The 23,130-nt window shown below is 71.2% G+C and carries 31 protein-coding genes; 19 read left to right on the top strand and 12 right to left on the bottom strand.

Features of this window, described 5'->3' with window-relative positions; genetic code table 11:
• The first annotated feature begins 100 nt into the window (after positions 1–100).
• The 4 genes from AB0G28_RS17635 to AB0G28_RS17620 all read left to right on the top strand — a co-directional run bounded on the left by AB0G28_RS17635 (position 101) and on the right by AB0G28_RS17620 (position 3,371).
• Entirely contained in the window at positions 101–1,042 is a 942-nt protein-coding gene (locus tag AB0G28_RS17635) for an acyl-CoA desaturase (RefSeq protein WP_361089556.1), read from the top strand.
• A 27-nt stretch (positions 1,043–1,069) separates the two neighbouring features.
• The gene (locus tag AB0G28_RS17630; protein ID WP_361089445.1) at positions 1,070–1,849 is read left to right on the top strand and encodes a GAF domain-containing protein; all 780 of its coding nucleotides are present in this window, start codon (positions 1,070–1,072) and stop codon (positions 1,847–1,849) included.
• Positions 1,836–2,582 carry a GAF and ANTAR domain-containing protein gene (locus AB0G28_RS17625; RefSeq protein WP_361089443.1) on the top strand — a complete coding sequence of 249 codons (747 nt, stop codon included), beginning with the start codon at positions 1,836–1,838 and terminating at the stop codon, positions 2,580–2,582. The genes AB0G28_RS17630 and AB0G28_RS17625 overlap by 14 nt, the downstream gene beginning before the upstream one ends.
• Before the next feature lie 132 nt (positions 2,583–2,714).
• A complete protein-coding gene (locus AB0G28_RS17620; protein ID WP_361089441.1) occupies positions 2,715–3,371 on the top strand; it encodes a phosphoribosyltransferase family protein in 657 nt (218 codons plus the stop codon).
• A gap of 21 nt (positions 3,372–3,392) precedes the next feature.
• Here AB0G28_RS17620 and AB0G28_RS17615 read toward each other — a convergent pair whose 3' ends face one another.
• On the bottom strand, positions 3,393–4,019 hold the full coding sequence (locus AB0G28_RS17615; RefSeq protein WP_361089439.1) for a hypothetical protein: 627 nt from the start codon (positions 4,017–4,019) through the stop codon (positions 3,393–3,395).
• A gap of 17 nt (positions 4,020–4,036) precedes the next feature.
• On the opposite strand from AB0G28_RS17615, the gene AB0G28_RS17610 reads away from it, so the two are divergent.
• A complete protein-coding gene (locus tag AB0G28_RS17610) occupies positions 4,037–4,204 on the top strand; it encodes a hypothetical protein (protein ID WP_361089437.1) in 168 nt (55 codons plus the stop codon).
• A gap of 62 nt (positions 4,205–4,266) precedes the next feature.
• Here AB0G28_RS17610 and AB0G28_RS17605 read toward each other — a convergent pair whose 3' ends face one another.
• A complete protein-coding gene (locus AB0G28_RS17605; protein ID WP_361089435.1) occupies positions 4,267–4,752 on the bottom strand; it encodes a DUF5994 family protein in 486 nt (161 codons plus the stop codon).
• A gap of 218 nt (positions 4,753–4,970) precedes the next feature.
• On the bottom strand, positions 4,971–5,645 hold the full coding sequence (locus tag AB0G28_RS17600; RefSeq protein ID WP_361089433.1) for a BON domain-containing protein: 675 nt from the start codon (positions 5,643–5,645) through the stop codon (positions 4,971–4,973).
• Positions 5,646–5,736: 91 nt separating this feature from the next.
• Here AB0G28_RS17600 and AB0G28_RS17595 point away from each other — a divergent pair, with 91 nt between their 5' ends.
• Positions 5,737–6,417 carry a response regulator transcription factor gene (locus tag AB0G28_RS17595; RefSeq protein WP_361089431.1) on the top strand — a complete coding sequence of 227 codons (681 nt, stop codon included), beginning with the start codon at positions 5,737–5,739 and terminating at the stop codon, positions 6,415–6,417.
• On the opposite strand, the gene AB0G28_RS17590 is transcribed toward AB0G28_RS17595, so the two are convergent.
• Positions 6,414–7,280 (bottom strand): hypothetical protein, encoded by an 867-nt coding sequence (locus AB0G28_RS17590; protein WP_361089430.1) that lies wholly within the window; start codon positions 7,278–7,280, stop codon positions 6,414–6,416. The genes AB0G28_RS17595 and AB0G28_RS17590 overlap by 4 nt on opposite strands.
• 171 nt (positions 7,281–7,451) lie before the next feature.
• On the opposite strand from AB0G28_RS17590, the gene AB0G28_RS17585 reads away from it, so the two are divergent.
• Positions 7,452–8,912: a GAF domain-containing protein gene (locus AB0G28_RS17585; protein ID WP_361089428.1), complete on the top strand. Its 1,461-nt coding sequence runs from the start codon at positions 7,452–7,454 to the stop codon at positions 8,910–8,912.
• On the opposite strand, the gene AB0G28_RS17580 is transcribed toward AB0G28_RS17585, so the two are convergent.
• Positions 8,887–10,059, bottom strand: a complete 1,173-nt coding sequence (locus AB0G28_RS17580; RefSeq protein WP_361089426.1) for a N(5)-(carboxyethyl)ornithine synthase — start codon at positions 10,057–10,059, stop codon at positions 8,887–8,889. The two genes, AB0G28_RS17585 and AB0G28_RS17580, sit on opposite strands and share 26 nt — an antisense overlap.
• Before the next feature lie 334 nt (positions 10,060–10,393).
• Here AB0G28_RS17580 and AB0G28_RS17575 point away from each other — a divergent pair, with 334 nt between their 5' ends.
• The 3 genes from AB0G28_RS17575 to AB0G28_RS17565 all read left to right on the top strand — a co-directional run bounded on the left by AB0G28_RS17575 (position 10,394) and on the right by AB0G28_RS17565 (position 11,602).
• Complete coding sequence (locus AB0G28_RS17575) at positions 10,394–10,609, top strand: hypothetical protein (RefSeq protein ID WP_361089424.1); 216 nt, start codon at positions 10,394–10,396, stop codon at positions 10,607–10,609.
• 88 nt (positions 10,610–10,697) lie between these two features.
• Positions 10,698–10,844 (top strand): DUF6307 family protein, encoded by a 147-nt coding sequence (locus tag AB0G28_RS17570; protein ID WP_206796230.1) that lies wholly within the window; start codon positions 10,698–10,700, stop codon positions 10,842–10,844.
• A 278-nt stretch (positions 10,845–11,122) separates the two neighbouring features.
• Entirely contained in the window at positions 11,123–11,602 is a 480-nt protein-coding gene (locus tag AB0G28_RS17565; protein ID WP_361089422.1) for an STAS domain-containing protein, read from the top strand.
• A gap of 15 nt (positions 11,603–11,617) precedes the next feature.
• Here AB0G28_RS17565 and AB0G28_RS17560 read toward each other — a convergent pair whose 3' ends face one another.
• From AB0G28_RS17560 to AB0G28_RS17550, 3 genes are all read right to left on the bottom strand, one after another.
• Positions 11,618–12,034, bottom strand: coding sequence for an ATP-binding protein (locus AB0G28_RS17560; protein ID WP_361089420.1), 417 nt, complete (start codon positions 12,032–12,034; stop codon positions 11,618–11,620).
• A gap of 229 nt (positions 12,035–12,263) precedes the next feature.
• Complete coding sequence (locus AB0G28_RS17555; RefSeq protein WP_361089418.1) at positions 12,264–13,097, bottom strand: anti-sigma factor antagonist; 834 nt, start codon at positions 13,095–13,097, stop codon at positions 12,264–12,266.
• Between the two features lie 699 nt (positions 13,098–13,796).
• Positions 13,797–14,513 carry a serine/threonine-protein kinase gene (locus tag AB0G28_RS17550; RefSeq protein ID WP_361089416.1) on the bottom strand — a complete coding sequence of 239 codons (717 nt, stop codon included), beginning with the start codon at positions 14,511–14,513 and terminating at the stop codon, positions 13,797–13,799.
• Positions 14,514–14,982: 469 nt separating this feature from the next.
• Between AB0G28_RS17550 and AB0G28_RS17545 the strand changes: the two genes are divergently transcribed.
• Complete coding sequence (locus AB0G28_RS17545; RefSeq protein WP_361089414.1) at positions 14,983–15,720, top strand: ANTAR domain-containing protein; 738 nt, start codon at positions 14,983–14,985, stop codon at positions 15,718–15,720.
• Between the two features lie 71 nt (positions 15,721–15,791).
• Here the strand turns inward: AB0G28_RS17545 and AB0G28_RS17540 are convergent, their stop codons facing one another.
• Positions 15,792–16,154: a hypothetical protein gene (locus AB0G28_RS17540; RefSeq protein ID WP_361089412.1), complete on the bottom strand. Its 363-nt coding sequence runs from the start codon at positions 16,152–16,154 to the stop codon at positions 15,792–15,794.
• A 473-nt stretch (positions 16,155–16,627) separates the two neighbouring features.
• Positions 16,628–16,756 (bottom strand): hypothetical protein, encoded by a 129-nt coding sequence (locus AB0G28_RS17535; protein WP_361089410.1) that lies wholly within the window; start codon positions 16,754–16,756, stop codon positions 16,628–16,630.
• A 3-nt stretch (positions 16,757–16,759) separates the two neighbouring features.
• On the opposite strand from AB0G28_RS17535, the gene AB0G28_RS17530 reads away from it, so the two are divergent.
• The 3 genes from AB0G28_RS17530 to AB0G28_RS17520 all read left to right on the top strand — a co-directional run bounded on the left by AB0G28_RS17530 (position 16,760) and on the right by AB0G28_RS17520 (position 17,882).
• Positions 16,760–17,167 carry a hypothetical protein gene (locus AB0G28_RS17530; RefSeq protein ID WP_361089408.1) on the top strand — a complete coding sequence of 136 codons (408 nt, stop codon included), beginning with the start codon at positions 16,760–16,762 and terminating at the stop codon, positions 17,165–17,167.
• Positions 17,168–17,253: 86 nt separating this feature from the next.
• The gene (locus AB0G28_RS17525; protein WP_361089406.1) at positions 17,254–17,598 is read left to right on the top strand and encodes a hypothetical protein; all 345 of its coding nucleotides are present in this window, start codon (positions 17,254–17,256) and stop codon (positions 17,596–17,598) included.
• A 122-nt stretch (positions 17,599–17,720) separates the two neighbouring features.
• Complete coding sequence (locus AB0G28_RS17520) at positions 17,721–17,882, top strand: hypothetical protein (RefSeq protein ID WP_361089404.1); 162 nt, start codon at positions 17,721–17,723, stop codon at positions 17,880–17,882.
• A gap of 339 nt (positions 17,883–18,221) precedes the next feature.
• Here AB0G28_RS17520 and AB0G28_RS17515 read toward each other — a convergent pair whose 3' ends face one another.
• Positions 18,222–19,217 (bottom strand): alpha/beta fold hydrolase, encoded by a 996-nt coding sequence (locus AB0G28_RS17515; protein WP_361089402.1) that lies wholly within the window; start codon positions 19,215–19,217, stop codon positions 18,222–18,224.
• A 633-nt stretch (positions 19,218–19,850) separates the two neighbouring features.
• On the opposite strand from AB0G28_RS17515, the gene AB0G28_RS17510 reads away from it, so the two are divergent.
• The 3 genes from AB0G28_RS17510 (at position 19,851) to AB0G28_RS17500 (ending at position 22,101) form a co-directional block, all read left to right on the top strand.
• Positions 19,851–20,066: a hypothetical protein gene (locus AB0G28_RS17510; protein ID WP_361089400.1), complete on the top strand. Its 216-nt coding sequence runs from the start codon at positions 19,851–19,853 to the stop codon at positions 20,064–20,066.
• A 136-nt stretch (positions 20,067–20,202) separates the two neighbouring features.
• Positions 20,203–20,388 carry a hypothetical protein gene (locus AB0G28_RS17505; RefSeq protein WP_361089398.1) on the top strand — a complete coding sequence of 62 codons (186 nt, stop codon included), beginning with the start codon at positions 20,203–20,205 and terminating at the stop codon, positions 20,386–20,388.
• A 714-nt stretch (positions 20,389–21,102) separates the two neighbouring features.
• Positions 21,103–22,101, top strand: a complete 999-nt coding sequence (locus AB0G28_RS17500) for a chemotaxis protein CheB (RefSeq protein ID WP_361089396.1) — start codon at positions 21,103–21,105, stop codon at positions 22,099–22,101.
• A 147-nt stretch (positions 22,102–22,248) separates the two neighbouring features.
• Here AB0G28_RS17500 and AB0G28_RS17495 read toward each other — a convergent pair whose 3' ends face one another.
• Positions 22,249–22,389, bottom strand: coding sequence for an ANTAR domain-containing protein (locus tag AB0G28_RS17495; protein WP_361089394.1), 141 nt, complete (start codon positions 22,387–22,389; stop codon positions 22,249–22,251).
• 162 nt (positions 22,390–22,551) lie between these two features.
• On the opposite strand from AB0G28_RS17495, the gene AB0G28_RS17490 reads away from it, so the two are divergent.
• Positions 22,552–22,710, top strand: coding sequence for an SDR family NAD(P)-dependent oxidoreductase (locus AB0G28_RS17490; RefSeq protein WP_361089392.1), 159 nt, complete (start codon positions 22,552–22,554; stop codon positions 22,708–22,710).
• A gap of 9 nt (positions 22,711–22,719) precedes the next feature.
• Complete coding sequence (locus AB0G28_RS17485; protein ID WP_361089390.1) at positions 22,720–22,932, top strand: SDR family oxidoreductase; 213 nt, start codon at positions 22,720–22,722, stop codon at positions 22,930–22,932.
• The last annotated feature ends 198 nt before the right edge of the window (positions 22,933–23,130 follow it).

Below are 23,130 nucleotides of genomic sequence, written 5' to 3'. Positions count from 1 at the left end.
CGGAACTTGATCGCCCCAGACCCTGGCGGACAGGTACGTCACGGAAAGAGCGATCGACATGACACAAACGCTGCAACATCCACCCAAGGCCGCGGAGCCGATGCTGGCGGGCGAAAAGTCGGGCACCGAAACCTTCCTGGTCAAGCTGTTCGCGGTCGTGCCGTTGCTGGCTCTGGCCGCGGCGGTGCCCTTCGCCTGGGGCTGGGGCCTCGGCTGGACCGACATCAGCCTGGCCGTCGGGTTCTACTTCCTGACCGGTCTCGGGGTCACCATCGGGTTCCACCGCTACTTCACCCACGGCGCGTTCAAGGCGAACCGCGTGCTGCGGATCGCGCTCGCCGTCACCGGCAGCATGGCGATGCAAGGCCCGGTGATCGGCTGGGTCGCCGACCACCGCCGCCACCACGCCTTCGCCGATCGCGACGGCGACCCCCATTCCCCGTGGCGCTACGGCACGTCCGCCGCTGCCCTGGCCAAAGGCTTCTGGCACGCCCACATGGGCTGGTTGTTCGACCGGGAGAAGACCAACGCGCAGCGTTTCGCCCCCGATCTGCTCGCCGACCGCGACATCGCGCGGATCGACCGCTGGTTCCCGGCGCTGACCGTCGTCACCCTGCTCGCACCCGCGCTGATCGGCGGGCTGGTGACGATGTCCTGGTGGGGCGCGCTGACCGCGTTCTTCTGGGCGAGCCTGGTGCGGGTGGCGGTGCTGCACCACGTCACCTGGTCGGTGAACTCCCTGTGCCACCTGATCGGCGAGCGGCCCTACGCCGCTCGCGACAAGTCCGCGAACTTCTGGCCGCTGGCCATCGCCTCGATGGGCGAGTCGTGGCACAACTCCCACCACGCCGACCCCACCGGCGCCCGCCACGGCGTCCGCCGCGGCCAGCTCGACATGTCCGCGCGCCTGATTTGGCTCTTCGAGAAGCTCGGCTGGGCCACCGAAGTCCGCTGGCCCAGGCCCGAACGCCTGGTCCGCAAGCTCAACCCCGGCTATGCGGCGGCCCCGCGCTGGTTCGCCGAGCCGGAACGGCGGTCATGACCGCCGTCTGTGACGAGTTCGTTCGCGGTGGCTGAAGTCGAAGCCCTGCGCGCGAGCGTGCTGGCTGCGCTGGGCGAGGACGGGGCCGGCAGCGGGGTCGACCTCGTGGGCCGGGTGTGCCGTGCGTGTGTGCGCTTGCTGCCGGTGGACGGCGCCGCGGTGTCGGTGGTGGCAGGTGCCGGGCACCGCGAGATCGTCTACGCCAGTGACGAAGTGAGCGCGGCGTTGGTGGAGTTGCAGTTTTCCCTTGGTGAGGGCCCGTGTTTCGAGGCGTACACGGTCGGTGGACCGGTCTTGGTGCCGGATCTGGCCGCCCGGCCTCCGGCAGGGTGGCCGGTGTTCGCCGCCGAGGCCACGGCGCTCCCGGTGGCCGCGGTGTTCACGTTCCCGGTGCAGATCGGGGCGGTGCGGGTGGCGACCCTCGACACCTATCGCACGACGCCGGAGTCGCTGACCGCCGGCGAGCTGTCGATGGCGTTGCGGGTGGCCGACGTCGCCGCGCTCGCGTTGTCCGGGTTGCGCGACGGAGGCGGCCGCTGGCTGGACGGGGACGGGCGGTGGATGGAGAGCGCGGGGATGCGGAACCGGGAGGTGCACCAGGCCACCGGGATGCTGATCGTGCACTTGGGCCTGCCCGCCTCGGCCGCGCTGGCCCGGTTGCGGGCGCACGCGTTCTGCCACGGACGTCCCCTGCTGGCCGTCGCGGCCGACATCGTCGCCGGGCGGCTGCGATTGGACGAGGAGTTCCGGCGGGGACACCATGGATCAGCTGACGATTCAGGAGATGGTGGGCATGCCCGACCGTGAACGACAGGTGACCCGGGCGTTCGTGGCGCTGGCGGACACGCTGGTCGACGACTACGACGTCGCCGACCTGCTGCACACGCTGGTGCAGCAGTGCGTGGAGCTGCTCGACGTCGCGGCGGCCGGGCTGACGCTGGCCGACGAGCGGGGCGGCCTGCAGGTGCTGGCGTCGTCCACCGAACAGGCGCGGCTGCTGGAGCTGTTCCAGCTCGACGTCGACGAAGGCCCGGGCGTCGAGTGCTTCACCACCAGCACACCGGTCCTGGTGGCCGACATCGCCGCCCAGGCGGCGCGCTGGCCGCGGTTCGCGGCCGAGGCGGCCAAGGACGGGTTCGCGTCGGTGCACGCGGTGCCCCTGCGGCTGCGCCGGCAGACGATCGGGGCGTTGAACCTCTTCGGGCGCTCGCCGGGCGAGCTGCCGGGCGACGACGTCGCGCTGGCGCAGGGACTGGCCGACACCGCGACCATCGGCATCCTCCACGAACGCGCCCTCCGCCAGGGGGAGATCCTGTCCGAGCAGCTGCAGACCGCGTTGAACAGCCGGGTGATCATCGAACAGGCCAAGGGCGTGCTGGCCGTCAGCGGGCAGTTGGGCATGGACGCGGCGTTCACGGCGTTGCGCGCCTACGCCCGCCGCAACAACCTCCGGCTCGGCGACGTGGCCCGCGCCCTGGCCGACCGGAACCTCACCCCCGCGGTCGTGCTGGCCTCGCCGACGGTGCGCCAGCCGCACTGAGCAATCCTTTGTGGACTGTTGCGGGAAAGGTGCCGAACGGTCCGGTTGTGGTGACCAACGGCCCTCACGTCCGCGGACGTGGTGCGGTCATGCTGGGAGACGGCCGAGCGGCTTCGACTCCCAGGAGTGCCCATGCGGTTCCGTGATCGCCGGGAGGCGGGCGAGCGACTGGCCCTCCGCCTGCGTCAGCTGCGCGGCGACCGCGCCGTGGTCCTCGGACTGTCGGAGGGCGGGCCCGTGGTCGGCGCCGAGATCGCCGACGTCCTCGGGGCGCCGCTGGACATCCTGCTCACCTCCCGGATCGAGGCCGCCGGACCGCCACCGGTGCTGCTCGGTGCCGTCGGTGAGGGCGGCCTGGTCGTCTGGGACCACGGCGCGATCCGCCGGTTCGACATCTCGGCGGACGGGCTGACCCGGCTCGCTGACGAGTCGCGGGCCGGCCTCGCTCGGCAGGTCGGGATCTATCGCCGCGACGTCGCGCCGGTGCCGATCGCCGGCCGGACGGTCGTGCTCGTCGATGACGGCGCCGCCACCGGTACGACCGCGCACACGGCTGTCCGCGTCCTGCGCGCCCGCCAAGTGCGCCGGATCGTGCTGGCCGTCCCGGTCGCCCAGGCACCCGTCCTCGACCGGCTCGCCCGCGAGGCCGACCAGTTCGTCTGCCTGCGTCCGCTGCCCTGGCTGCACGCGGTCGGCAACAGCTACCGGAAGTTCCCGGCGGTCGGCGGCGCCGAGGCGCTCGAACTGCTGCACCGCGAACCCCGTCTGCCGACCGAGGTTCCGCAGTGACGTCCACAATGGATCGACAAGTCAGCCGGGGAGGCGCACGGCAATCTCGTCGCCCAGGGTGGCGCCGCCAGTCAGGTCGAGGTGATCGCCGCTCCAGAAGCGGCCCGGGTCGTACCAGTTCGGCCGGCGGCCCGGCGGCAGCAAGCCCATGGCTTCGTAGGTCAGCGCGACGATTTCGGCGCAATAAGCGGACTCGAGGCCGGCGTCCCGCTTCCGGGACGGCAGCCGTCCGCCGAGCCAGCGGGACGCGAGGCGCGCGGTGGAGGGAAACGGGGTGCCGTCGAGCCGCGCGATCGTGCGCAGGGCGGCGTCCTCCACCTCACCGCTGACCGGGTGGTCGAGCTGACGCAGCCAGACCCGCTGGTGGTACCGCTCGGCCCAGACGAGCACGGCCTGGCGCAGGTCGTGCAGCTGGGCGCCGCGGTGGTGGGTACCCGACCACACGTCCGGCAGGCTCCGCCCCAGCTCCGCGTGCCACATCAGCGGCGGGAGATCCTCGATCACCACGGCCATGCCGACGTGGTTGACGGGGCTGTTCGTGACGACGCGGATCGTGCGGTCGGCCGCGGACCGGCCCCGGAACAGCCACAGGTCGCCCGTGCGCGTCACGGCCACGGCTTCGTCGAGATCGAGCTCGGTCCCCGGCACGCCGGTAGCCTAGGCCCATGCGCTGGTGGAAGACACTGGGACTGGCCGGGCTCGTCGGGGTCGCCGCGACCGGGGTGGTGATCGCGCGCCAGGAACGACGGCGGCGGGCCTACACCCCGGACGAGATCCGGGAACGCCTGCACGCCCGCCTCGCCGCCACGCCACCGGCACGTGAAGCGGACTGAGCCGGCTACGCGTCGGCTGGTTCCGCCTGGACGGCGGTCCGGCCGCCTTCTACCTCCCGGCGCTACACTGCCGTCTCCTCGCCGAGCGCGGCGAGCAGCGTGTCGGCGGTATCGCCGTTGCCCCGCCGCGCCGCGGTCAGCAACGCGTGGTGCGCGAGGTCCGGATCGGCGTCCGGCGGGATCACCAGCAGCGTCAGCCGGCGGCGTGCGCCGGTCCCGATCACGGTCAGGGTGGCGGTGTGCTGCGACCGGAATCCCTCGAGCCGGACGTCGCTTTGCTCGTCTCCGGAACGCAGCCGGCGTGCGGTGGGCGGCCAGGCCGCGAGGTGGTAGGTGACCCGTTCGACCCGGCCCAGCCGGGCAGTCAGCGCCGAAAGCAGCGACGGCAGTTCGGCGGTCAGGTCCAGGGAATGGGGCCACCAGGCGCCGTCGACCCAGCCGGTGGTCGGTGCTTCCGGCTTGAGCCGCAGCCGCGGCGCGTGCCGGTCGAGTTCTTCGGCCGCCTCGGCGAAGCGCATGGCGTGGGTGGTGTGCGGGACCGACTTCATGCCGGTGCTCCCGTCCCCGGCCGGAGGACACCGGCCGGACTTGGGGCCGAGAACGACGCGGGCTTGAGCACCGGCGTGCGAAATGCTCTCGGACGTCTTCGATTCTACGTCGGGGAAGCGGTGTTTCGCTCCGCGGGGCCGGTCGCGGGTCCGCAGTGTCCTGTCCTTTTCGCACAGGACACTGCGGAGTTCCGGGGGCCGGCCGGCGGGCGAGGGACTCAGCCGGAGAGCTTCACCTGGTTGTCGACCGCGGTCACGCCGGGGGCGAACCACGCGGTCTGCTCGGCCGAACGGCGTTCGGCCGGGGTGAGGAGGGCGCCGGTGAGGGTGACCTGGCCGTCGTCGACGGCGACCTCGACGTGCTGCGCGAACCCCGGCGCGTGCCGGGCCAGCGCCGCGAGGAGCTGCGCTTTGGTCTCGGCAGCGGTGACTCCCGGTGCGGGCCGCAGCGTGATCAGGTTTCGGATGCCGCTGACGCCGGGGAGCGCGGCCACGGCCCGGCGGGCGGCTTCGCGCTCGTGGTGCCAGTCCACCGTGCCGCGCAGCGTGATCACCTGGTCGCGCACGTCGACCTGCACCGAGTTCTTCGGCACGAGAACCGTGCGGCGGTCGAACAGGGCCATGGCTTCCCGGGCGAGATCGACGTCGGCCGGAACCGCGTGGCCGTGCCGGACGAGGATCCGGTCCACGGTCGTGGTCACGCCGTGGACCCGGGTCGCGGCGCGTAGGGCCGCTTCCTTCTCGGGGTAGGTGCCGACGTGTCCGGCCAGCGTCGCGGCACCGCCGTCGACGCTCACGGCGATTCCTTCGGCATTGACACTGGGCGTCCAGGCGAGTTCCTCGGTGACGGCCGCCTTGAGGTGGTGATCGGGCCGCTGCTGGATCTGTGTCATTCCTCCACGGTGGTCCGCCCGCGCCGCGCTGCCTAGAGTCGCGGGACCTTTGTCCGGGGGCCGTTCGGCGCCGCGGGCGTAGGCTCGGGTCGTGGATGACAGCCCGCAGCGTGCTCTGCCCGTCATCACGGTCTTCCTGGTCGACGACCACGAACTCGTGCGGCGCGGGGTCGCCGAACTCGTCGGTGACGAACCCGACCTGATCGTCGTCGGGCAGGCTTCGTCGGTGGCCGAGGCCCTGGCCAGGGTGCCCGCGCTGCGCCCGGACGTGGCGGTGCTGGACGTCCGGCTCCCCGACGGCAGTGGCGTGCAGCTGTGCCGTGACCTGCGCGCGGCGCTGCCCGGTCTGCGGTGCCTGATGCTGACGTCCTTCACGGACGAGGATTCGATGGTCGACGCGGTGCTCGCCGGCGCCGAGGGGTACGTGATCAAAGACGTGAAGGGGCTGCAGCTGGTCGACGCGATCCGCCGGGTGGGGTCGGGTGAGACGCTGCTGGACGGCCGGGCGGTCGCCGCGCTGGTGGCCGAGCTGCGCGCGAAGACCGGGGAACCGGGTCCGCTGGCGGGGCTGAGCGAGCAGGAGCTGGTGCTGCTGGACCTCCTGGGGGAGAGCCTGACGAACCGGGAGATCGCCGAGCGGATGTTCCTGGCCGAGAAGACCGTCAAGAACTACGTGTCCCGTTTGCTGGCGAAGCTCGGGCTGGAGCGGCGGTCGCAGGCGGCGGTCCTGGTCACCGGGATCCACGGCGCGCAACGGCGTCCAGGCGGTTAACGGCCGAACGGGTGCGCGTCGCTGATCACGACGTCCTCGAGCTCCGGCTGCGCCAGGGACGGCACGGCGGTGCCGTGGCCGAGGCGCAGCATGATCTGCGGCCAGAGCCCGCCGCCGAGCAGCCCGCGCAGTTCACGCCGGGTCGCCGGAATCGCTATCGCCTGGGTGGAGAGCGTCGCCGAGAGCCCGGCGGCGGTGGCGGTGAGCAGGACCCGCTGCAGGGCCTGGCCGGCCTGGAGCCGGGCGAGGGTGGTGTCGTGCAGCGAGCCGATGACCACGACCAGCCGCCCGGGTTCGACGTCGAGGTCGGTTCCGCCGCCGGGGCCGGGTGTCGCCGGCGGGGTTTCGGTGCGGTGCATGATGTCGCGTAGCTGGGGCACCTGGTCGTCGGTGATGGTGGCCAGCCAGGCGCGTTCCACTTCGGCTGCCCGCCGGAGCTGCCGCTGCACCGCCTCGGGGACGACGGCGGCGGTGAACGGACGCCGGTTGCTCTGCCGGTCGGCGATGGCCGCCACGAGTTCCCGGTCTTCCGGGGCGATCGTCTCGTAGCCGTTCGGCCGCACGACGGCGAGCAGTTCGGGCCGGTCCACGGAGGGGAACAGGCGCGTATCGGCGTGACTGCCCTGCGCCTTGATCGCCAGCCGGAGGTTCAGCAGGGCGGCTCCGCAGTCCAGGAGCCGTTCCCGCTGCCGGCTGTCGGTGCCAGTGGTGAGCGAATCCGAATACAGCTCGACGGCGTCCGGTGTGCACTGGAACCGCCACGGCCGCGCGTTCCGCAGGGGTGGCGGTGCCGTGGCCGCGAGGAGCACGGATCGCATCTGGCTCGCGTTGAGGTGCCCGACGGGCATGACACCGGTCTTCATGGACGGCTCCGAACTCCTGGAATCCTGGCTGTTGTCCAGCGTTCGCCCCGGGCGGCGGCTCGGCCAAGTGCCGAACGGCCTTCACCCGGTGGCGAAGGTCGCCGGTTGCGAACCCGGTCCGGTTCACGCCGGATCCCGCCGCGGGCCGGGCAGCTGTGTCACTGTGGAGGCATGCCCGCGGAAACGACGTCGGGCCGGGACCGGATGGACGCGCTGCCGGCGGCGGTCCTCGCCTTCTCCGCCGGTCTGGAGCTCGAGACCACGCTGCACCGGATCGTCGCCGCCGCCACCGGGCTGGTCGGCGCCCGGTGCGGCGCGCTGACCCTGCTCGATGAAGACGGCCGGACCACCGGGTTCGCCGCGACCGGCGTCGACGACGCCACCTCGCTGCCGGCGGTCCTCGACGTCCCGCTGCTGGTCCGGGGTGCGGTTCTCGGCCGGCTGTGCCTCGGCGGCGAGCAGCCGTTCACCGCCGATGACGAACGGGCGATCGACGCGCTGGCGGCGGCGGCCGGGATGGCGGTGGACAACGCACGGCTCTACGAGGAGAGCCGGAGCAGGCAGCGGTGGCTGGAAGCCACCGGGGAGATTTCCGCCGAGCTGCTGGGCGGCACCGAGGTCCACGAGGTGCTGCGCCTGGTGGCGACCCGGGCCGCCGAGCTGACCGGCGCCGACGACGCGCTCATCGCGCTGCCCGAGTCGCCCGGTGGTGCGCTGGCCGTCACGGTGTGCGCCGGCCCCGACGCCGAGGCGCTGACCGGCCGCCGGATCCCGCTCGACGGGTCGACCTCGGGCGCGGTGCTGCGTGACCACGTCCCGCGCAGCGTGCCGAACCTGGCCTACGGCCTGGGCGTGGACCTCGGGCCGGCGCTCGCGGTGCGGTTGCGCTCCGGCGAGTCCACCGCGGGCGTGCTCGTGGCGATCCGCGCTCCTGGCGCGGCGCTGTTCGACGAGCACGAACTGCAGCTGGTGTCCGCCTTCGCCGACCAGGCCGCGCTGGCGCTGCGGGACGCCGAAAGCCAGGCCGCCCGCCGGGAGCTGGACGTGGCGGTGGACCGGGACCGGATCGCCCGCGACCTGCACGACCACGTCATCCAGCGGTTGTTCGCGGTCGGCCTGGGGATCGAGGGCACCCGGCGTACGGCGGACTCGCCCGTGGTCACCGCCCGGCTCACCGGGCACATCGACCAGCTCCAGGACGTCATCGAGGAGATCCGCAGCGCGATCTTCGCCCTGCACGGCCGTCCGGGAGCCGGGCGGGGGCTGCGGGCGCGCCTGCAGAACGCGATCACCGACGGATGTGCCGACTCCGCCATCCGCACCACGGTCCGGCTGTCGGGAGCGTTCGACCGGGTACCCTCCGGGCTGGCCGAACACGCCGAGGCGGTGGTGCGCGAAGCGGTCAGCAACGTCCTGCGGCACGCGCGTGCGGCGGAGCTGGCGGTCACCGTGTCCCTGGACGAGGATCTGGTCGTCGAGGTGTCCGACACCGGGATCGGGATGCCGGAAGCCGTGGCGCGCAGCGGGCTGCGCAACCTCGAGCAGCGTGCCGCGGAAGCGGGCGGGTCGTTGCGGCTCGAACGCCCGGCCGGCGGCGGCACGTGTCTCAGGTGGACGGTTCCGGTGCCGTGAGCCGCCGGTGCGGATATTCCGGTGAGCGGTTCTGGAAGGACAGGATCGCGGGGTTGCGGATCGTGCCGTCCCGGATCTCGATGGCCCGCCGCACGGTTTCGTGCTCGTCCCATGTGGAGTGTCCGGAAAGGACTCCGCGCAAGTGCGGGAGCAGGGCTTCGCTGATCTCCCAGGTCGCGGAGTTCCACAGGTAGGACGGGCTGTGGTCGACGGCGTAGTAGGTGATGCCGTCGCCGACCGGGAAGGCCGGCCGGGCGAACGTCGTGGGCCGCGCCCAGCTGAAGCCCATGCCCTCGTCGCAGGAGACGTCGACGATGAGGCTGCCCGGGGCGAACGCGGCGAGGTCGTCCTCGATGAGGAAGGTCAGCGGCGCGTCGGTGTCCTGCAGCACGCAGTTGACGACGATGTCGTGCTCGGCGAGGAACCCGGCCAGCGGCACCCGGCCGTGTGCGGTGTGCGCGTGGCTGCGCCGGGGGTCGCCGGGGTTGTTCTTGTCGTGGTCGAAGTGGACCATCGTCGCGGAGTGGATCGGCGAGCCGACCGCGCTGACGCCGCGGGCGGTGAGCACTTCCACGTCGTGGATCCCGTGGGCGTTCAGCGCGGTCACCGAGCCGCGGGCGGTCGCGCCGAAGCCGATCACGACCGCGCGCAGCCGGCGGCCGTAGTCGCCGGTCGAGCCGATCAGCTGCAGGGCGTGCAGGACCGAGCAGTAGCCGGCCAGTTCGTTGTTCTTGTGGAAGACGTGCAGCCCGAACGAGCCGTCGCGCCGCCAGTGGTTCATGGCTTCGAAGGCGATCACGGTGAGCCGCCGGTCGATGGCCAGCTGGGTTAGCTCGGTGTCCTGCACGCAGTGCGGCCAGCCCCACAGCACCTGGCCGGGGCGAAGTTCGGCGACGTCTTCCCGCAGTGGTTTGGCCAGCAGGACGACGTCGCACTCGGCGATGAGCTGTTCTCGCGTGCGCAGTCCCGCGACAGTGTTCGCCAGGTGTTCGTCGGGCACACCGAAGGGCTCGCCGTAGCCGTGTTCGAGGTAGATGCGTTCCCGGAGATCGGCGTCGATCCGGTCGAGGTGGTGCGGGTGGATCGGCAGCCGCCGTTCGTTCTCTTTCCGCGAGTGCGCGACGACGCCGAGACTGAGCTGGTCCACGAGGGCCCCTTTGCTAGAACCCAGTCTTAACACACCGAGCGCAGCGGTCGTGTACGCTGGGTGTTGTCCGAGAGCATTTCGTGCGCAAGTGGTCGAACCTGCGCCGTCCTCGGCCCCGATCCGGCGCTGTCAGCGGCCGGGGATGCGAGCACCGGCATGCCGTCGGACCCGGAAACCACTTTCACCGAAGTGCGGCCGCACTGAAGCTCACGCCCAGCACGTCGACCGGTGCCCCCGCCTCGGTGACCTCTCCGTCGTCCGGCTCTGGCCGCTCGCATGCCGACGCCGCCCTCCGGCGGCGCGTACGAAAGGATTTCCCATCAGTACTCCCACCATGGACAGTTCGTTGTTCAGTCATCCCGTCGCGGAGCAACCCCGCCCCGGAATGCTCACCACACCGCAGGACAGCCGGTACGGGAGCCTGTTCCGCCAGCCGGTGTACCACCCGGCCTCCGCTTCCGAAGACGACGCCGAATACGCCCCGCGCCGCCGGCCTGCCGCACCCGGCAGGTGGGCGCACGACCCGTCCGGCCGCCGCACCCGCCGGTGACCTCGGTCCTTCGGGACGAGTGCTTTCCCTCTGTCCGGTGGGCCACCGGATGAACATGGCGTGTGTCATCGAGAGAAGAAGGTCGAACATGGACTTCGTGTCCCGTTACGAGCAGCGAGTGAACCTTGTGGAGAACACGGTGAAGGAGAATTCGCCGCTGTCCGCCGAAGAGGCCCGCGCGCTGGCGATCCGGTTGCTGCGGACGCTCGAAGAGATCCCCGAGAAGATGCGGTGAACGCACCGCTGTGGGCATAGGGTCCGGAAGCGACCATGGGGAGGCCGTCCGCATCGCGCTGCAGCTGCCGGGTATGACGGAAGGTGGGGCCGAAACCGCCTGGATGAACCAGCGGACCGTTTCCGGTCGCGGGTAGCCGGCGGCAGCTTCCCGCTCGATCGAGGCGACCTCTTCGAGACGGCGCTGCATCGTTGGCTCATCGGTTGTACCGTCGTTGTGGAGCGGTTCAGTCCAGTAGCCGTTGCACCACACCCGCAGCCCTTTCGTGAAGGGCCGGCGTGGGACTGGACTGGCGCACGGGCGGTTTGGCCTCACCAGTGAGCCGAGGAGCCGTCATGCCGCCGATGTTTTTTCCCTTGCCCCGCAACGGGTCAGCGCACGCGCCGACCGCGTCGTTCACCGTGACCAAGACAGCCGAGACGACCGTGGTCGCGGTCTCGGGCGAAATCGACCTCGCCGTAGCCGGCCGTTTCGCCGCGCTCATCGACCAGGAACTTCGCTTGAGGCCTCGGGCACTGCTGATCGACGCCACCGGGCTCACGTTCTGCGCCGCGCGCGGGCTCACCGTGTTGCTCGATGCGACCTCCGACGCCCTCATCGCCGGAGTGCCGTTCGCGATCTGCGGCCGGTGCCGGCCGCTGCTGCGCCCGATCGAGCTGCTCGGCCTCGACCACGCGTTACCGCTTCACAGCAGCACCGCCGACGCGCTCGCCTGGCTGGCAGTTTTGCCCCAGCTGCGCGGCCTGGACATCCGCTGAATTTCCCAGGTCCGGCTACGAACTGCCGGGAGCATCGCAGTCGACGCGTCCCCAGACGAGCTTGCCGTCATCGTGGGAGCTCACCCCCCACTCGGCACACACCTGATCGACAACCAGCAATCCCCGGCCGCCGCTGTGGTCGGGAACGCGCATCCGTGGCTCGCCGGCACCGACGTCGGCAACCGCCACCGTGACCTCGCACGGGTCGTGCGTGTGGTGGACCCGCAGCTGATCGGGCCCACCGGCGTGCTGGTACGCGTTCTCCAGCAATTCCTCGACGACCAGCATCGTGTCGAGGCGATCGTTTTCACTCAACGTGGTCAGCTGGCCCTCGACCCATCGGCGGGCGGCGGTCAGGGCCGAGGGCTTCGTGTCGGCCAGCTCCAAGACCTGCCAGCCTTTCTGACCGTATGTACTCCACGTGACGAGCACCGTGCGGCTCCTTCCGGTACCGCGCTGGCTGCTGCGAGCGCGGCCCTGCACCGCATCGGCGTACCCCCGGTGCCGGTGGCTACTCGCCCTTCTGGTCACAGTTGGTGATCGCTGGTCGGGGTAGAAACACTCGGTGCGCCGGAACTCGTCTCCCTGGAGCGGGGAGCCGGGCTATAAGGAAGGCCTGTAGTGGGCTGCGGTTGCGGCGTGGGCTACCTCGCGGCGACCATCACCGAGACCAGGTCATGGTGACACTGGTGCCCTCGGTTCCCTTGTCGATCGTGGCGTGGTCGGCCAGCGTCTGGATGAGCGGGAGCCCGCGGCCGTGCAGCAGACCGGGGCGCGCGGCTGGTTGCCACCGGCCGTGGTCGGCGACGGTCACGGTGAGGCTCTGGTCGTGGCTGCGGGCGAGCAGCGAGAAGGTGCCGAGCTGTCCGGGGTAGGCGTGGACGACGACGTTGGCCATGGCCTCGTAGACCGCCAGCTGCAGTCCGGGGATCCGATCGGGGTGCAGGCCGGCGCGGGCGGCCCAGGCGGTGATCTCCTCGCGCAGGAGAGCGAGCTGTGCCGGGTTCGCCGGTGCGGCGGGATGGTAAAGATCCGAGGCGTCCGATTCGCGCGCGGCCGAGCCGGGAATGCCTTCGTTGCCGGGATCACCGGCTGGGGAATTCCGGGTGGGCATGGCGGATCCGGGCGAGGGGAGAGCGTCGGTCCGGCTGGGGAAGACCGTCAGGATCTTGTCGAGGCCGGTCAGGGCCATGGCCCGATACGGCATACCGTCGGTGGGGGCCACCACGCGGACCTGGCGTCCCGCAGATGCCGCCGTGTGGGCCTGGGCCAGGATCGACAGCCCGGAGGAGTCCAGGAAGGTGACCGCGGTCAGATCGATGATCAGCGTTGTGGGGTGCCGAGCGGTCGCGGCGGTGACGGTTTCGCTCACCAGCGGCGCGGTCAGCAGGTCGACTTCGCCGTGCAGGGCGATGACCACTACCTCGCCGGGGCCTTCGACGACGTTCGAGCTGATGCGCAACGCATCGTCGGGTAATGCGGGGTCTGCACTCACGCAGCGCCCTCGATTGTCGGCGCCATGAGGTCCTTCTTCCGCGAGTGAGGCTGTGATCCGTTGCCCTCCGCACGCGTACCCGGACATGCCATGGTCCAAACATCTGTGGTGATGGCGAACGGGTGGTCTTCGGGCGTGGCAGCGGCGCGAGCCTCATCAGCACGGCCGCCGCTTCGAGGCTCAAGCTCTCCATTGCCGTGAGATCGAGCAGGATCGCGGCACCGGGCGGGCCGGCCAGTGCCGACGCCGCAAGCTATTCGGCGGCGAGGCCGTGGGTTCGGTAGCCGTGCTCATCTACGCATCCCGCTCGAGAAGCCATTACCGGGAGCTCGCTCAGGATAGCCAACGTCCGAGAAGGCCCGGGGCCGTGGATCGTCCCCGGGCTACGGACCGCCGATGCCCTTGCCTTTGCTCTTTTCTGGCCGTCGCCTCGAGTCTTGCCCTTGGCCTTGCCGTTCTCCGCGCCGGCCGCGGGCACGAGGTCCGGTTCGGTCGTGTCGGCGGGCGGGGACACCTTCGGTGGCGTTGCCGGCAGCGAGGCGGAACCCTGTGGTGATCCCACCATCACCGTCGACCGGGGTGGCCGCTCGGAGGCCGAGGCCCGGGCTGCCGGACTGGTGGGTCCCGCCGATTCGACGGCGGGTTGCCGGTCCGATCCTGGTGGCGGGAGATCGGGCCGGCCGAGTAGCAGGGTGAGCGTTACCGCGGTGGCGGCGGTAGCGAGGCTGCCGCCGCAACCAGTGTCCGCCTCCGGCGCACCGGCACGGTCTCGGCCGGCTGCCGCAGCAGGTGCAGGACCTCTTCGGCCGTGGGCCGTTGCCCGGGCTCGCGGGCGGTCATCCGGGGGAGGACGCGTGCCAGCGGTGCGGGCAGCCCGGCGGGGATGCGGGCGGGCTGGTTGAGCCGCGCCATCGCCGATTCGGCCAGCGTGCCGGGGTACTCCCGCTCGCCGTTCAGGCACTCCACGAGGATCAGGCCGAGGGCGTAGACGTCGGCCGCCGGGCCGGCGTGCTCGTCGACGACCTGCTCGGGCGCGAGGTAGGCGGCGGTGCCGGTGACCAGTCCGGTGCCGGTGACGTGGGTGGCGTCCAGCTCGTGGGCGATGCCGAAGTCGCTGATCAGGGAGCCTTCCGCGCCGAGCAGGACGTTGGCCGGTTTGAGGTCGCGGTGCACAATCCGCCGATCGTGGACGTGGGCCGGTGCCTCGGCCAGCTGGTGCGCCAGCTCGGTGACCTGTGCGGTCGGCAGCGGGCCGGCGAGCAGCCGCTGGGCGAGGTTCTCGCCGTCGACGAGCTGCATGATCAGGTAGGGCCGGTCGCCGTCGGTGCCGCTGTCGTAGAGGGCGACGATGCGTGGGTGGTCGATGCCGGCCTGGTAGACCCGGGCGGTGCCGCCGCGGCCGATCAGCCCGGCCACCTCGTAACGGTCCGCGATCAGCTCGGGGGCGTCGGCGGGAGACCACCACGGTGGGACACCGGCCGCATCGACCTAAAGCCGCGGCGACGTCAGGGGGCGTCCCCGGTGGCCTCACCGAGCATGGACACCCCTGATCACTCGGGGCGAGGGCAGTGGGCCGGGCATGGGGTGGACCTCCGCGGGCGAGCAGGAACACCGGCCGTGGGCGTCGGCGCGGCACCGGACTACGGCTGCTGGGCTGAACCACGCAGGGCATCCGACTTTACGCCGTCGATCGGGGGCTACCTGCGCCGTTGTGCGAATCCCGACAACGTGGTTCACCCTTGCGGTGAATGGGCAATAACACTTGTCACGCAGGCGGTTGTCTGCGCCGACGCTCGGAATTACGGTGTCGCGACGACCGCCCTGTTGGAGCTCACCGCCTCGTGCGTCGTGCGGTGGCCACACGACACGCAGGTGGAGAGGAGCGATGACCATGTCGCGCGCGGTGCTGGACGCGATCGCCGCCGACCCGGCGTTCGGGGCGACGGCCGCCCCGTACCTGGTGCTCGACCCGGACCTGCGGATCCACGCCGCGAACCCCGCCTACACCGACGCAACGTTGACCACGGCCGCCGAGCTGGCCGGCACGTATCTGTTCGACGCATTCCCGGACAACCCCGCCGACGCGGAAGCCGACGGTGTCGTCAACCTGTCCGGTTCGCTGGAGCGGGTGCTGCGCCGCGGGCGCCGTGACTACATGGGACTGCAACGCTACGACGTGCCGGACCCCCGGGACCGGTCCCGGTTCGTGCCCAAGGTGTGGGCGCCGCTGAACGTGCCGCTGCGGGACGCCGACGGCCGGGTCGCCGGCATCCTGCACCACGTCGAAGACGTCACCGACCTCGACGCGGCGCTCACCGACGGCGACGGGACCGGTTGGTCGCCGGACCAGCCCCGCCGGCTGTACGAGGCCGTGCAGCTTGCGTCCCGGTTGCGTCACGCCCACGGCGAGGCCCAGCGCGAGAACCGGCATCTCCGTGAGGCGCTGCGCACCCGCGGCGTCATCGAGCAGGCGAAAGGCGTCCTGATCGGCCAACGCGGCTGCGGCCCCGACGAGGCGTTCGCCATCCTCGTGCGGCTGTCACAGGAGACCAACACCAAGCTCTACGACGTCGCCCGAGCTCTTCTGGACAGTGTCATCAACGGGCATCAGCCCACGGCCTGAGCCGGACGAACTGCGTCGCCGGCGGCGCGATCTTTCTTGAGAAAGAGACGATGGCTCGGTGCAGTCGTCGGTCACGTGAGGTCGTCGGCGCGCCGGCGATCGGCGCGCGCTGCGGATCGGTGGTCAGCGGCCTTGCGGTGGTGTTCCTGCGCGGCAGCGCCGTGGCCGTGGGCCGCCTGTTCGTGTCGCTCGGCGGCGCGATCGTGAGCTTGTGCCGCGCGTCGCAGCGCGGCGTGCAGCCGGGCCCGCGCGGTCCGTTCCCGTTGCTGCGCTGCCTGGAGCGCGGCCTCCGCGCCCTGCTTCCAGGCGTCGGCGTCGCTGGAGCGCCGGCGGGTGGCGAGGTCTGCCCGCCGCCGGCGGAGGTTGTCCGCGCGCTCCGCGGCGAGGCGCGCGGCCTCCGCGGCGACCGCGCCAGGATCGTCCGAGACGTCCATTCGACGACGATCCCACGTTTCCCCGGCGCGGTGTCCGCAGTCGGGCCGACGGAGCCACATCCGCTAGCTATTGGCTGGAACGCCGACGGCGAGGCAGCCTTGGATTCGGTGCCGGTACGGCGGTATGCCCGGGCCACGCGGGGCCGACAGGATTCGTCGATCTCGGCGCGCGGCTGCTGGAGCTGCACACCACCGCGGTGGCGGCGACCGTGTGCGTCCACCGGCGTTGTCTCGAGGCGTCCGGGTTCGCCTGGCGCCTGCACCGCATCGACGTCGCATGCGGTGATAGACCCAGGCCAAGGGTGCGCTCATGGCGGTCCGGCAGATCGGTGCGGACGAGGCGTTCATCTTGCTGGTGGGCGATCCGAGCGAAAGAACAGCACGCTGTGTTCGCTCGCCGAGCGCTTCGTCGCCGGGGTCCTGAACATCAACGGGCAGCCCCGCATCTGAATCAACGGGCCTCGACCGGATCGTCAGGCGACGACGGTGAACAGGCCCGCGAAGCCGATCGCGTAGATGACGAGGACGGCTTCGCCGGAACGCAGGGAAGCGGCCAGGGACAGCATGGACAGAAAGGCGTCGCCGCGGGCGATGGCGGACACCACATGAACGTCGGGTATGTCGATCCGCCGTCCTTACTGGCCGAGCCGCGACCGATGGCCCTTTACCCGATCCAGCACGCCGGGCCGCTGGTCGAGCTGACCGGCCCTAAGTTCAGGGCCGCCCGCCGGGCCACCACCGATTTCAACAAGACCGAGCTGCCAGCTGTCGAGATCGCCGGTCCGGATGCCGATTTGTCTCGATGCCCAGCACATGTCGTCACCGTGCACGACACCGGCGAGGGGCTCGGTGACCCGTTCGCCGGGCTGTCGCCCGCCGCCCGCAACATCGGCGGCCGCGGGCGGCGGATTACCCCACCAGGTGTGCAGCCGAGTCGGCCTGCGTCGCGACGAGACCGGCTTCCCCGTCCGCCTCACCGCGGGACGACCTGGGTTTCGCCACCGGCGCACTGACACATCTGCTCGTTTGTGGGCAGGTTCCCCGGGTATCTACCGGCGAGTAGGAGTCGGGTGAGAGACATCCGGCCGAAGGGAGCACCATGACCAGCGCAGCACGCCCGGCCGGACCCGTGTCCGGGCAGCCTGTTCCCGCGAACGCGGCTCCGGCCGGCCCGCAGGCGAGGGACCTCGGTCCGGCGACGTCCGGACACGCCACCGGCGCGGAGACGAAACCGGCTTTCAAGACGACCGAGTTCTTCGTTTTCCTGGCCGGTGTCGTGGCGATCGTGATCACCGCCCTGACGGTCGACGGTGACGCCAGTACCGGTGGTGACCCGTTCAACGCCGAACAAGCGTTGCGCTACATCACGTTCCTCGCCATCGGCTACATGATCAGCCGCGGCTTGGCCAAGGCGGGTGCCCGTCAGCGCGCCGACCGCCGCTGATAGATCCGCGGACCGCTCATTTCGGTGGGGCGGACAGCATGCGCTGAGCCCGGGAGCGTCAGTCGCGCTCTCGGGCTCAGCGGGTGTTTGAACCTGGTCCGGGTGGACGAGGTGGGGGCGATGTGTCTTCAGCGGTCACCGCGGTACTGTCGCCGTTGATCGACGGGGCCGACCCGGTCGTGCTCGGCCGGGCGGGATACAGCTTCAGCTGGCGCGCCGGCTGTCCGGGCGGGTCCGTAGCCGGGGCGCCGTCCAGCCTGCCGCCGAGCCCGGCCCACTGCTGACCACGCGCTGAGTGTTGTCAGGGCGCCGGTACGCAGTCTGACAGAGGATGCCTTCGGCTACCTGGAGTCCCGCGACACGGTGGCGATCGGCCGCTTCCGAGCTCTGGTCGGGATCATCACGACGTCCTCATTGATCGGACGGCCCGGCGGTGCCGTGCGGTCGGAGGCGTGCGGCGAGTTCGGTGGGCTGATTCCGGTCCGGCCGGGGACCGGAAAGAAGCGCGTCATGCATGCCCTCATGCCGCCGTGGTGGTGAGGGAATTGCCTGTGGTGGCTTGCTCGCCGCGTCGGCATTGTCCACGGTAGGCCGCCGCGGCAGGGCTCGTCGCCGATGCGATATCACCCCGCGACCGCTACCTCGCGACCCTGTCGACTGTTGGTGCCCAGCCACTCGAGCAGCGTTTGGTAGACGGCATCGTCGTGGAGCAGGCTGAAGTGGTGCAGCCCGCCGAGCCAGGCGATGTCGGCGGCTTCGGGCAGGTCGTCGTCGGTGATCGGTGACACCAGGAGGTCGCCGACGAGGCGGCCCCAGGTGCTTCCTTCGGTCCGGGACAGCGTTGCGGACACGAACAACCGGCGGATTCCCGCCCCGCCTTCCGGCCGCCACGGTGAATTCGCGCCGGTGTCCCACTGCGTCCGGTGGATGTAGCCGTGGGCGAGGTCCTGGATGCCGTCGCTGCGGATGGCGAGCAGCCGCGCGAGGGGAGCGGTCAGGGATGACTTGCTCAGCAGCTCGGCAAGCTGGGCGACGCGGCGTTCCAGCGGTGCTCCGGTGTGCGGGGTGCCCAGGCAGACCAGCCGGCTCGCGAGAGGCAGCCACGGCGCATTCCGCTCGTGTGCCTGGTCGAGGGCACTTCGGGCTACCAGGCCGCCCATGGAGTGTCCGATGAGGACGATGTCGGTGATGGGCACCGGCCACGAAGCGACGAGCCGGGTCAGCAGGGTGACGAGGTCGCCGCCGTTGTCGGAGACGTGGCGGCCGGAGTTGTAGCGCACGTACACGGCGCTGGTACCCAGGTCCTCGGCGAGGCGCGTCCCGAAGTTCCTCCCGCGGAACCAGCACCGTTCGGTTTCGACGAGCCCGTGCAGGAAGACCACCAGGCGGCCGGTCGCGTCGGGGAAGGCGGTGGAGAGGGATCGGTGGTCGAGGCCGACCGGTCGCCGGGCGGACCGGACGGTCATTTCCGCGGTCGTCGCTCGCTTGGCCGTGGGCAGGTGTGCGCCGAACATTCCGTGGGCGATACCGGTGGCGCAGTGCGCGGGTGGCGATTCGAGGGCGAGGGCCGTGAGCCCGCTCGCCAGGTCGCCGAGCGCTGAAGTGGCCGTTTTGATCATGTGCTTCTTTCGTGCTGCGTCGCCGCAGGACCGGCAAGCTTCGAGGGGCGGATACCCACCGCTGGACGCACTATGCCGATCGGCGCAGGCCTTCGATGTGACGTGTGCTGGGTGGTCACCGAGTTCGTGGGGATCGATGGTCCGCCGAGGTTCACCACCGCAGCGGGTGACCGTTTTCCGACGGTCTCGAACGGGCGCCGCACCGTATTTGAGTGATTTGAGTGCCGCTTGCGCGCTAGCAGGTACCGGACACCGACACCGACGTGGCCGTGGGTCAGAAACCGCAGCAGGTAGGGCAGCGTCGACACACGGGCGGTCTACGCGGCCGGAACGTCCGCGAGCCGCCGGTCCAGCAGCACCCGGTTTCCGGCGGCCGGACAGCGCTTCGGCTCGGTTGCGGCGCGGCATGTCGTGTCCCACCATCTGCGAGAACTCGACGACCTGACGCCCAGGCATTGCGCCAAGCTGACGCCCGCTGCAGACGGTCACTCTCGAGGTGTCTTCGGGCGGCCGTGCGGCCGGGTCTTCGCGGGAGGAGCTCGCGCAGAAGATCAGGACGGTGCTGGCCGGGCACTGACTGAAAGAGCTGGACCAGGGTTACAGCATGGGCTTGGGCGCGACGACGGCCTCGCGGTGACCGGGCTCGCCGACGTCGTCGCGGCCTTGGCCGAGGCCACGGTGGACACGCTGGTGATCGGCGATCCGGCCGACACACCGGTCTGGCTGGGTAATAACCCCGGGGAACTCCCGACCGACGCGAAGGCCTGCGGGCTTCCGGTGTCGACGGTGGCCGCGAGCACCCGGTTGACGAAGTCCTGCCTGAGTGGCCCTGGCGACCGGGGGCGGTGACCGTCATGGACGAGCGTGTCGAGCTCAAGGACGGAGTAGGGACACTCTTGCGGCACAGCTGACCACCTTGCCGGCAGGCCTCTTACTGGTGCGCGCGGCCGGGTGTGAGCAGCACATGCGGGGGTAGCCGCCCTTCATGACGACTTCACCTTTCGAGCCGAACCCGCACGCAGGCGAGGAACGGATCGCGGCGGCCGATCCGGGCCCCGGCGCACCCGAACCCGCGGAAGGATACGGGCCCGGCGAGAACGAGCCCGACGTCATCCTGCCGGCGGACGAGTCGGACGCCGGTCCGGACGCCCCGGAGGTAGGCGACGCCTGACCGGGACCTCCCGTCAGAACGGGTTTCACGACGAGCTTTCGCGCGGCAGCCGGCCGGCGTGCCAAGCTCACCGGGTGGGACGCCGTCACCCGCGTGCTGACGCTGCTGCCGGGGACTTTCCCGCTACATCGTTGTGATGCAGCACCTGGCTCCCGGCGTGCTGAGCATTTGCCGCGGATCCTCGCCGATGGGACCGCGCTGCCGGTCGTGGCACCCGTCCACGGCTCCCCGCTGCTGCCCTGACGGGTTCTGGTAGTCGCGCCAGGGCAGGACCTGGAGCCGCCACCAAGGCACGGTGGCCACGATGCTCGCCGACGGGGGCCCGCTCTACCGGCCCTCCGCCGATTCGCCATGCTGGCTGTCGTGGTCGGCGCCCGGGCCGTCGCCGTGGTGGTGTCCGGTAGCGGCAATGATGTCCCCACCGGGGCGACCGCCGTCCGCCGGTCGCCGGTACGGTCATGGCCACCGCGGCGGCTCCGGCGATGTCCGGAGCGTCCATCCCGCGCGGCTCGATCGTCGACGCGGTGCCGACCTCGACAACATCGCGCTCTGCGGTCGCTGACCGAGTCCTTCGACCTCGGCTCGCCTCGTGCGGCTGCTGGAACCGCCGAAGAAGCCGGGCCCGGCCGCAGGGGTCCGGACCGCGGCCGCGAGGAGCCGTCGGCGCCGGTTCGCCCGTCTCGGCGTGGGTACTCCGGTGGTCAGGAGGCTCTCATGACCGTCCGGCCGCGAGACGTGGTTGTCGTCGGCGCTTCGGCCGGTGGTGTCGAAGCCCTGATCGCGATGGCCGCCCGGCTGCCCGCCGATCTGCCGGCCGCCGTACTGGTCGCGCTGCACATGCCCAGCGGGGGGACGAGCTCGCTGCCCGCCATCCTCGACCGGGCCGGCCCGCTGCCGGCTCGGGCCGCGCGGACGGGCGAACCGCTGGAACACGGGCGTGTCTACGTCGCACGCCCGGACCACCACCTGCTGGTGGCCGACGGCGTGGTCGCGCTGTCCCACGGGCCGACCGAGAGCGGGCACCGCCCGGCGATCAACGCCTTGTTCCGCTCCGCGGCGGTCGCGCGGGGCGCCGCGGTGACCGGGTTGCTGCTGAGCGGCGTGCTCGACGACGGCGTGGCGGGGTTGCAGGCGATCGCCGCCCGAGGTGGCCGGGTGGTGGTCCAGGACCCGCGGGACGCGCTGTACCCCGGCATGCCCGAGCACGCGCTGCAGGCGGTCACCCCCGACCGGGTGGTGCCCGCGGCCGGGCTCGGTGAGGTGCTCGCCGAACTCACCCGCGAGCAGGTCGAAGTGGAGTCCGAGCCGGTGCCGGAGTTGCTGCGGTGGGAGAACGACATCGCGAGCATCGGGCGTGTGGGAAAAGGGATGAGTGCCATGGGCGGACCCTCGGAGTTCGCGTGCCCGGACTGTCACGGCGTGCTCGCCGACGTCGAGCCGGGCGTGCGCTACCGCTGCCGGGTCGGGCACGCCTGGACCGCCGAAGCGCTGCTCGCGGCCCAGGGCGATGTCGTCGAGAACGCGGTCTGGACGGCCGTACGGGCGCTCGAGGAGAAGGCGACGCTGCACCACCGGCTGGCCGCACTGGCCCGTGAACGCCGCAGCCACCAGATCGCCGAGCGGTATGACGCCGAAGCGCGGAAGGCACTGGACGCCGCCGATGTGCTCCGGCGCCAGGCGATCGAAGACGAGGAGAGCGCCGCGTCCGGGTGATCGTCCTGCCGCACGGAAACACGATCGCGCCGCGGGGATGCCTCCGGCGGGGCGGGGCATCCGCGGTGCGGGCTCTCGGTTGTCGGTCATCGGGCCGAGATACCTGGGACTTCCGTTCTTTCTCAAGCGCAAACCGGAACGGCGGCGTCACTCGCTTTCGGCGGGGGCCAGCGTGGTGTGGTTGCGGACGAGGGTGGCGGCGATGTCGGCCAGTTTGACGTTGAGGTCTTGGGAGGCGTGGCGCAGCAGGTGGAAGGCGGCGTGGGCGTCGATGCCCTGGCGTGCCATCAAGATCCCCTTGGCCTGCCCGATCAACGTCTCGGGAGGCGATCGCCCGGCGGAGCTGGATGCGTTCGAGGTCGGCGATCTCGCCGCCGCGGGCCTGCTGGGGATTTCGACCGAGCAGTTCGACCGGGTGCTGAAGACCAACCTGTACGCGATGTTCTGGCTGTGCAAGGCGGCCGTGCCGCACATGAGCAGGGGTCGGCGATCATCAACACGTCGTCGATCCAGGCGTTCCAGCCGTCGCCGGAGCTGCTGGACTACGCCACGACCAAGGCGGGCATCGTCAACTTCACCAAGGGGCTGGCGCAGGACCTGGCGGACTAGGGGATCCGGGTGAATTCGGTGGCGCCGGGTCCGGTGTGGACGCCGCTGATCCCGGCCACCATGCCCGCGGAGAAGGTGGGCTCTTTCGGGGAGCAGACGCCGATGGGTCGGGCCGGGCAGCCGGCCGAACTCGCGCCGGCGTTCGTGTTCTTCGCGTCGCAGGAATCCAGCTACGTCACCGGCGAGGTCCTCGGGGTCACCGGTGGTCAGCCGCTGACCTGATCGGGTTCTGTTGCTGCAGAATCGCTTCCGCTCGGCGAAGGGTGGGGGAGACCTGCGAGCGGAAGCGTTGGCTTGGGGCCGGTACGGGGTCGCCTCTCGGCGAGTGGCGCGACCCGGCTCCGGGGCAAACCGGTGATCCGGGAGGGCTGAAGGGGTGAGGCCCGGGGAACTCCGCCGTACCGACACCCTCTACAACGC

Origin of the sequence: Amycolatopsis sp. NPDC021455, assembly GCF_040640995.1 — a bacterium.
In the GTDB taxonomy this organism is placed as follows: domain Bacteria; phylum Actinomycetota; class Actinomycetes; order Mycobacteriales; family Pseudonocardiaceae; genus Amycolatopsis.
This window is presented reverse-complemented; position numbering and strand designations above follow the sequence as displayed.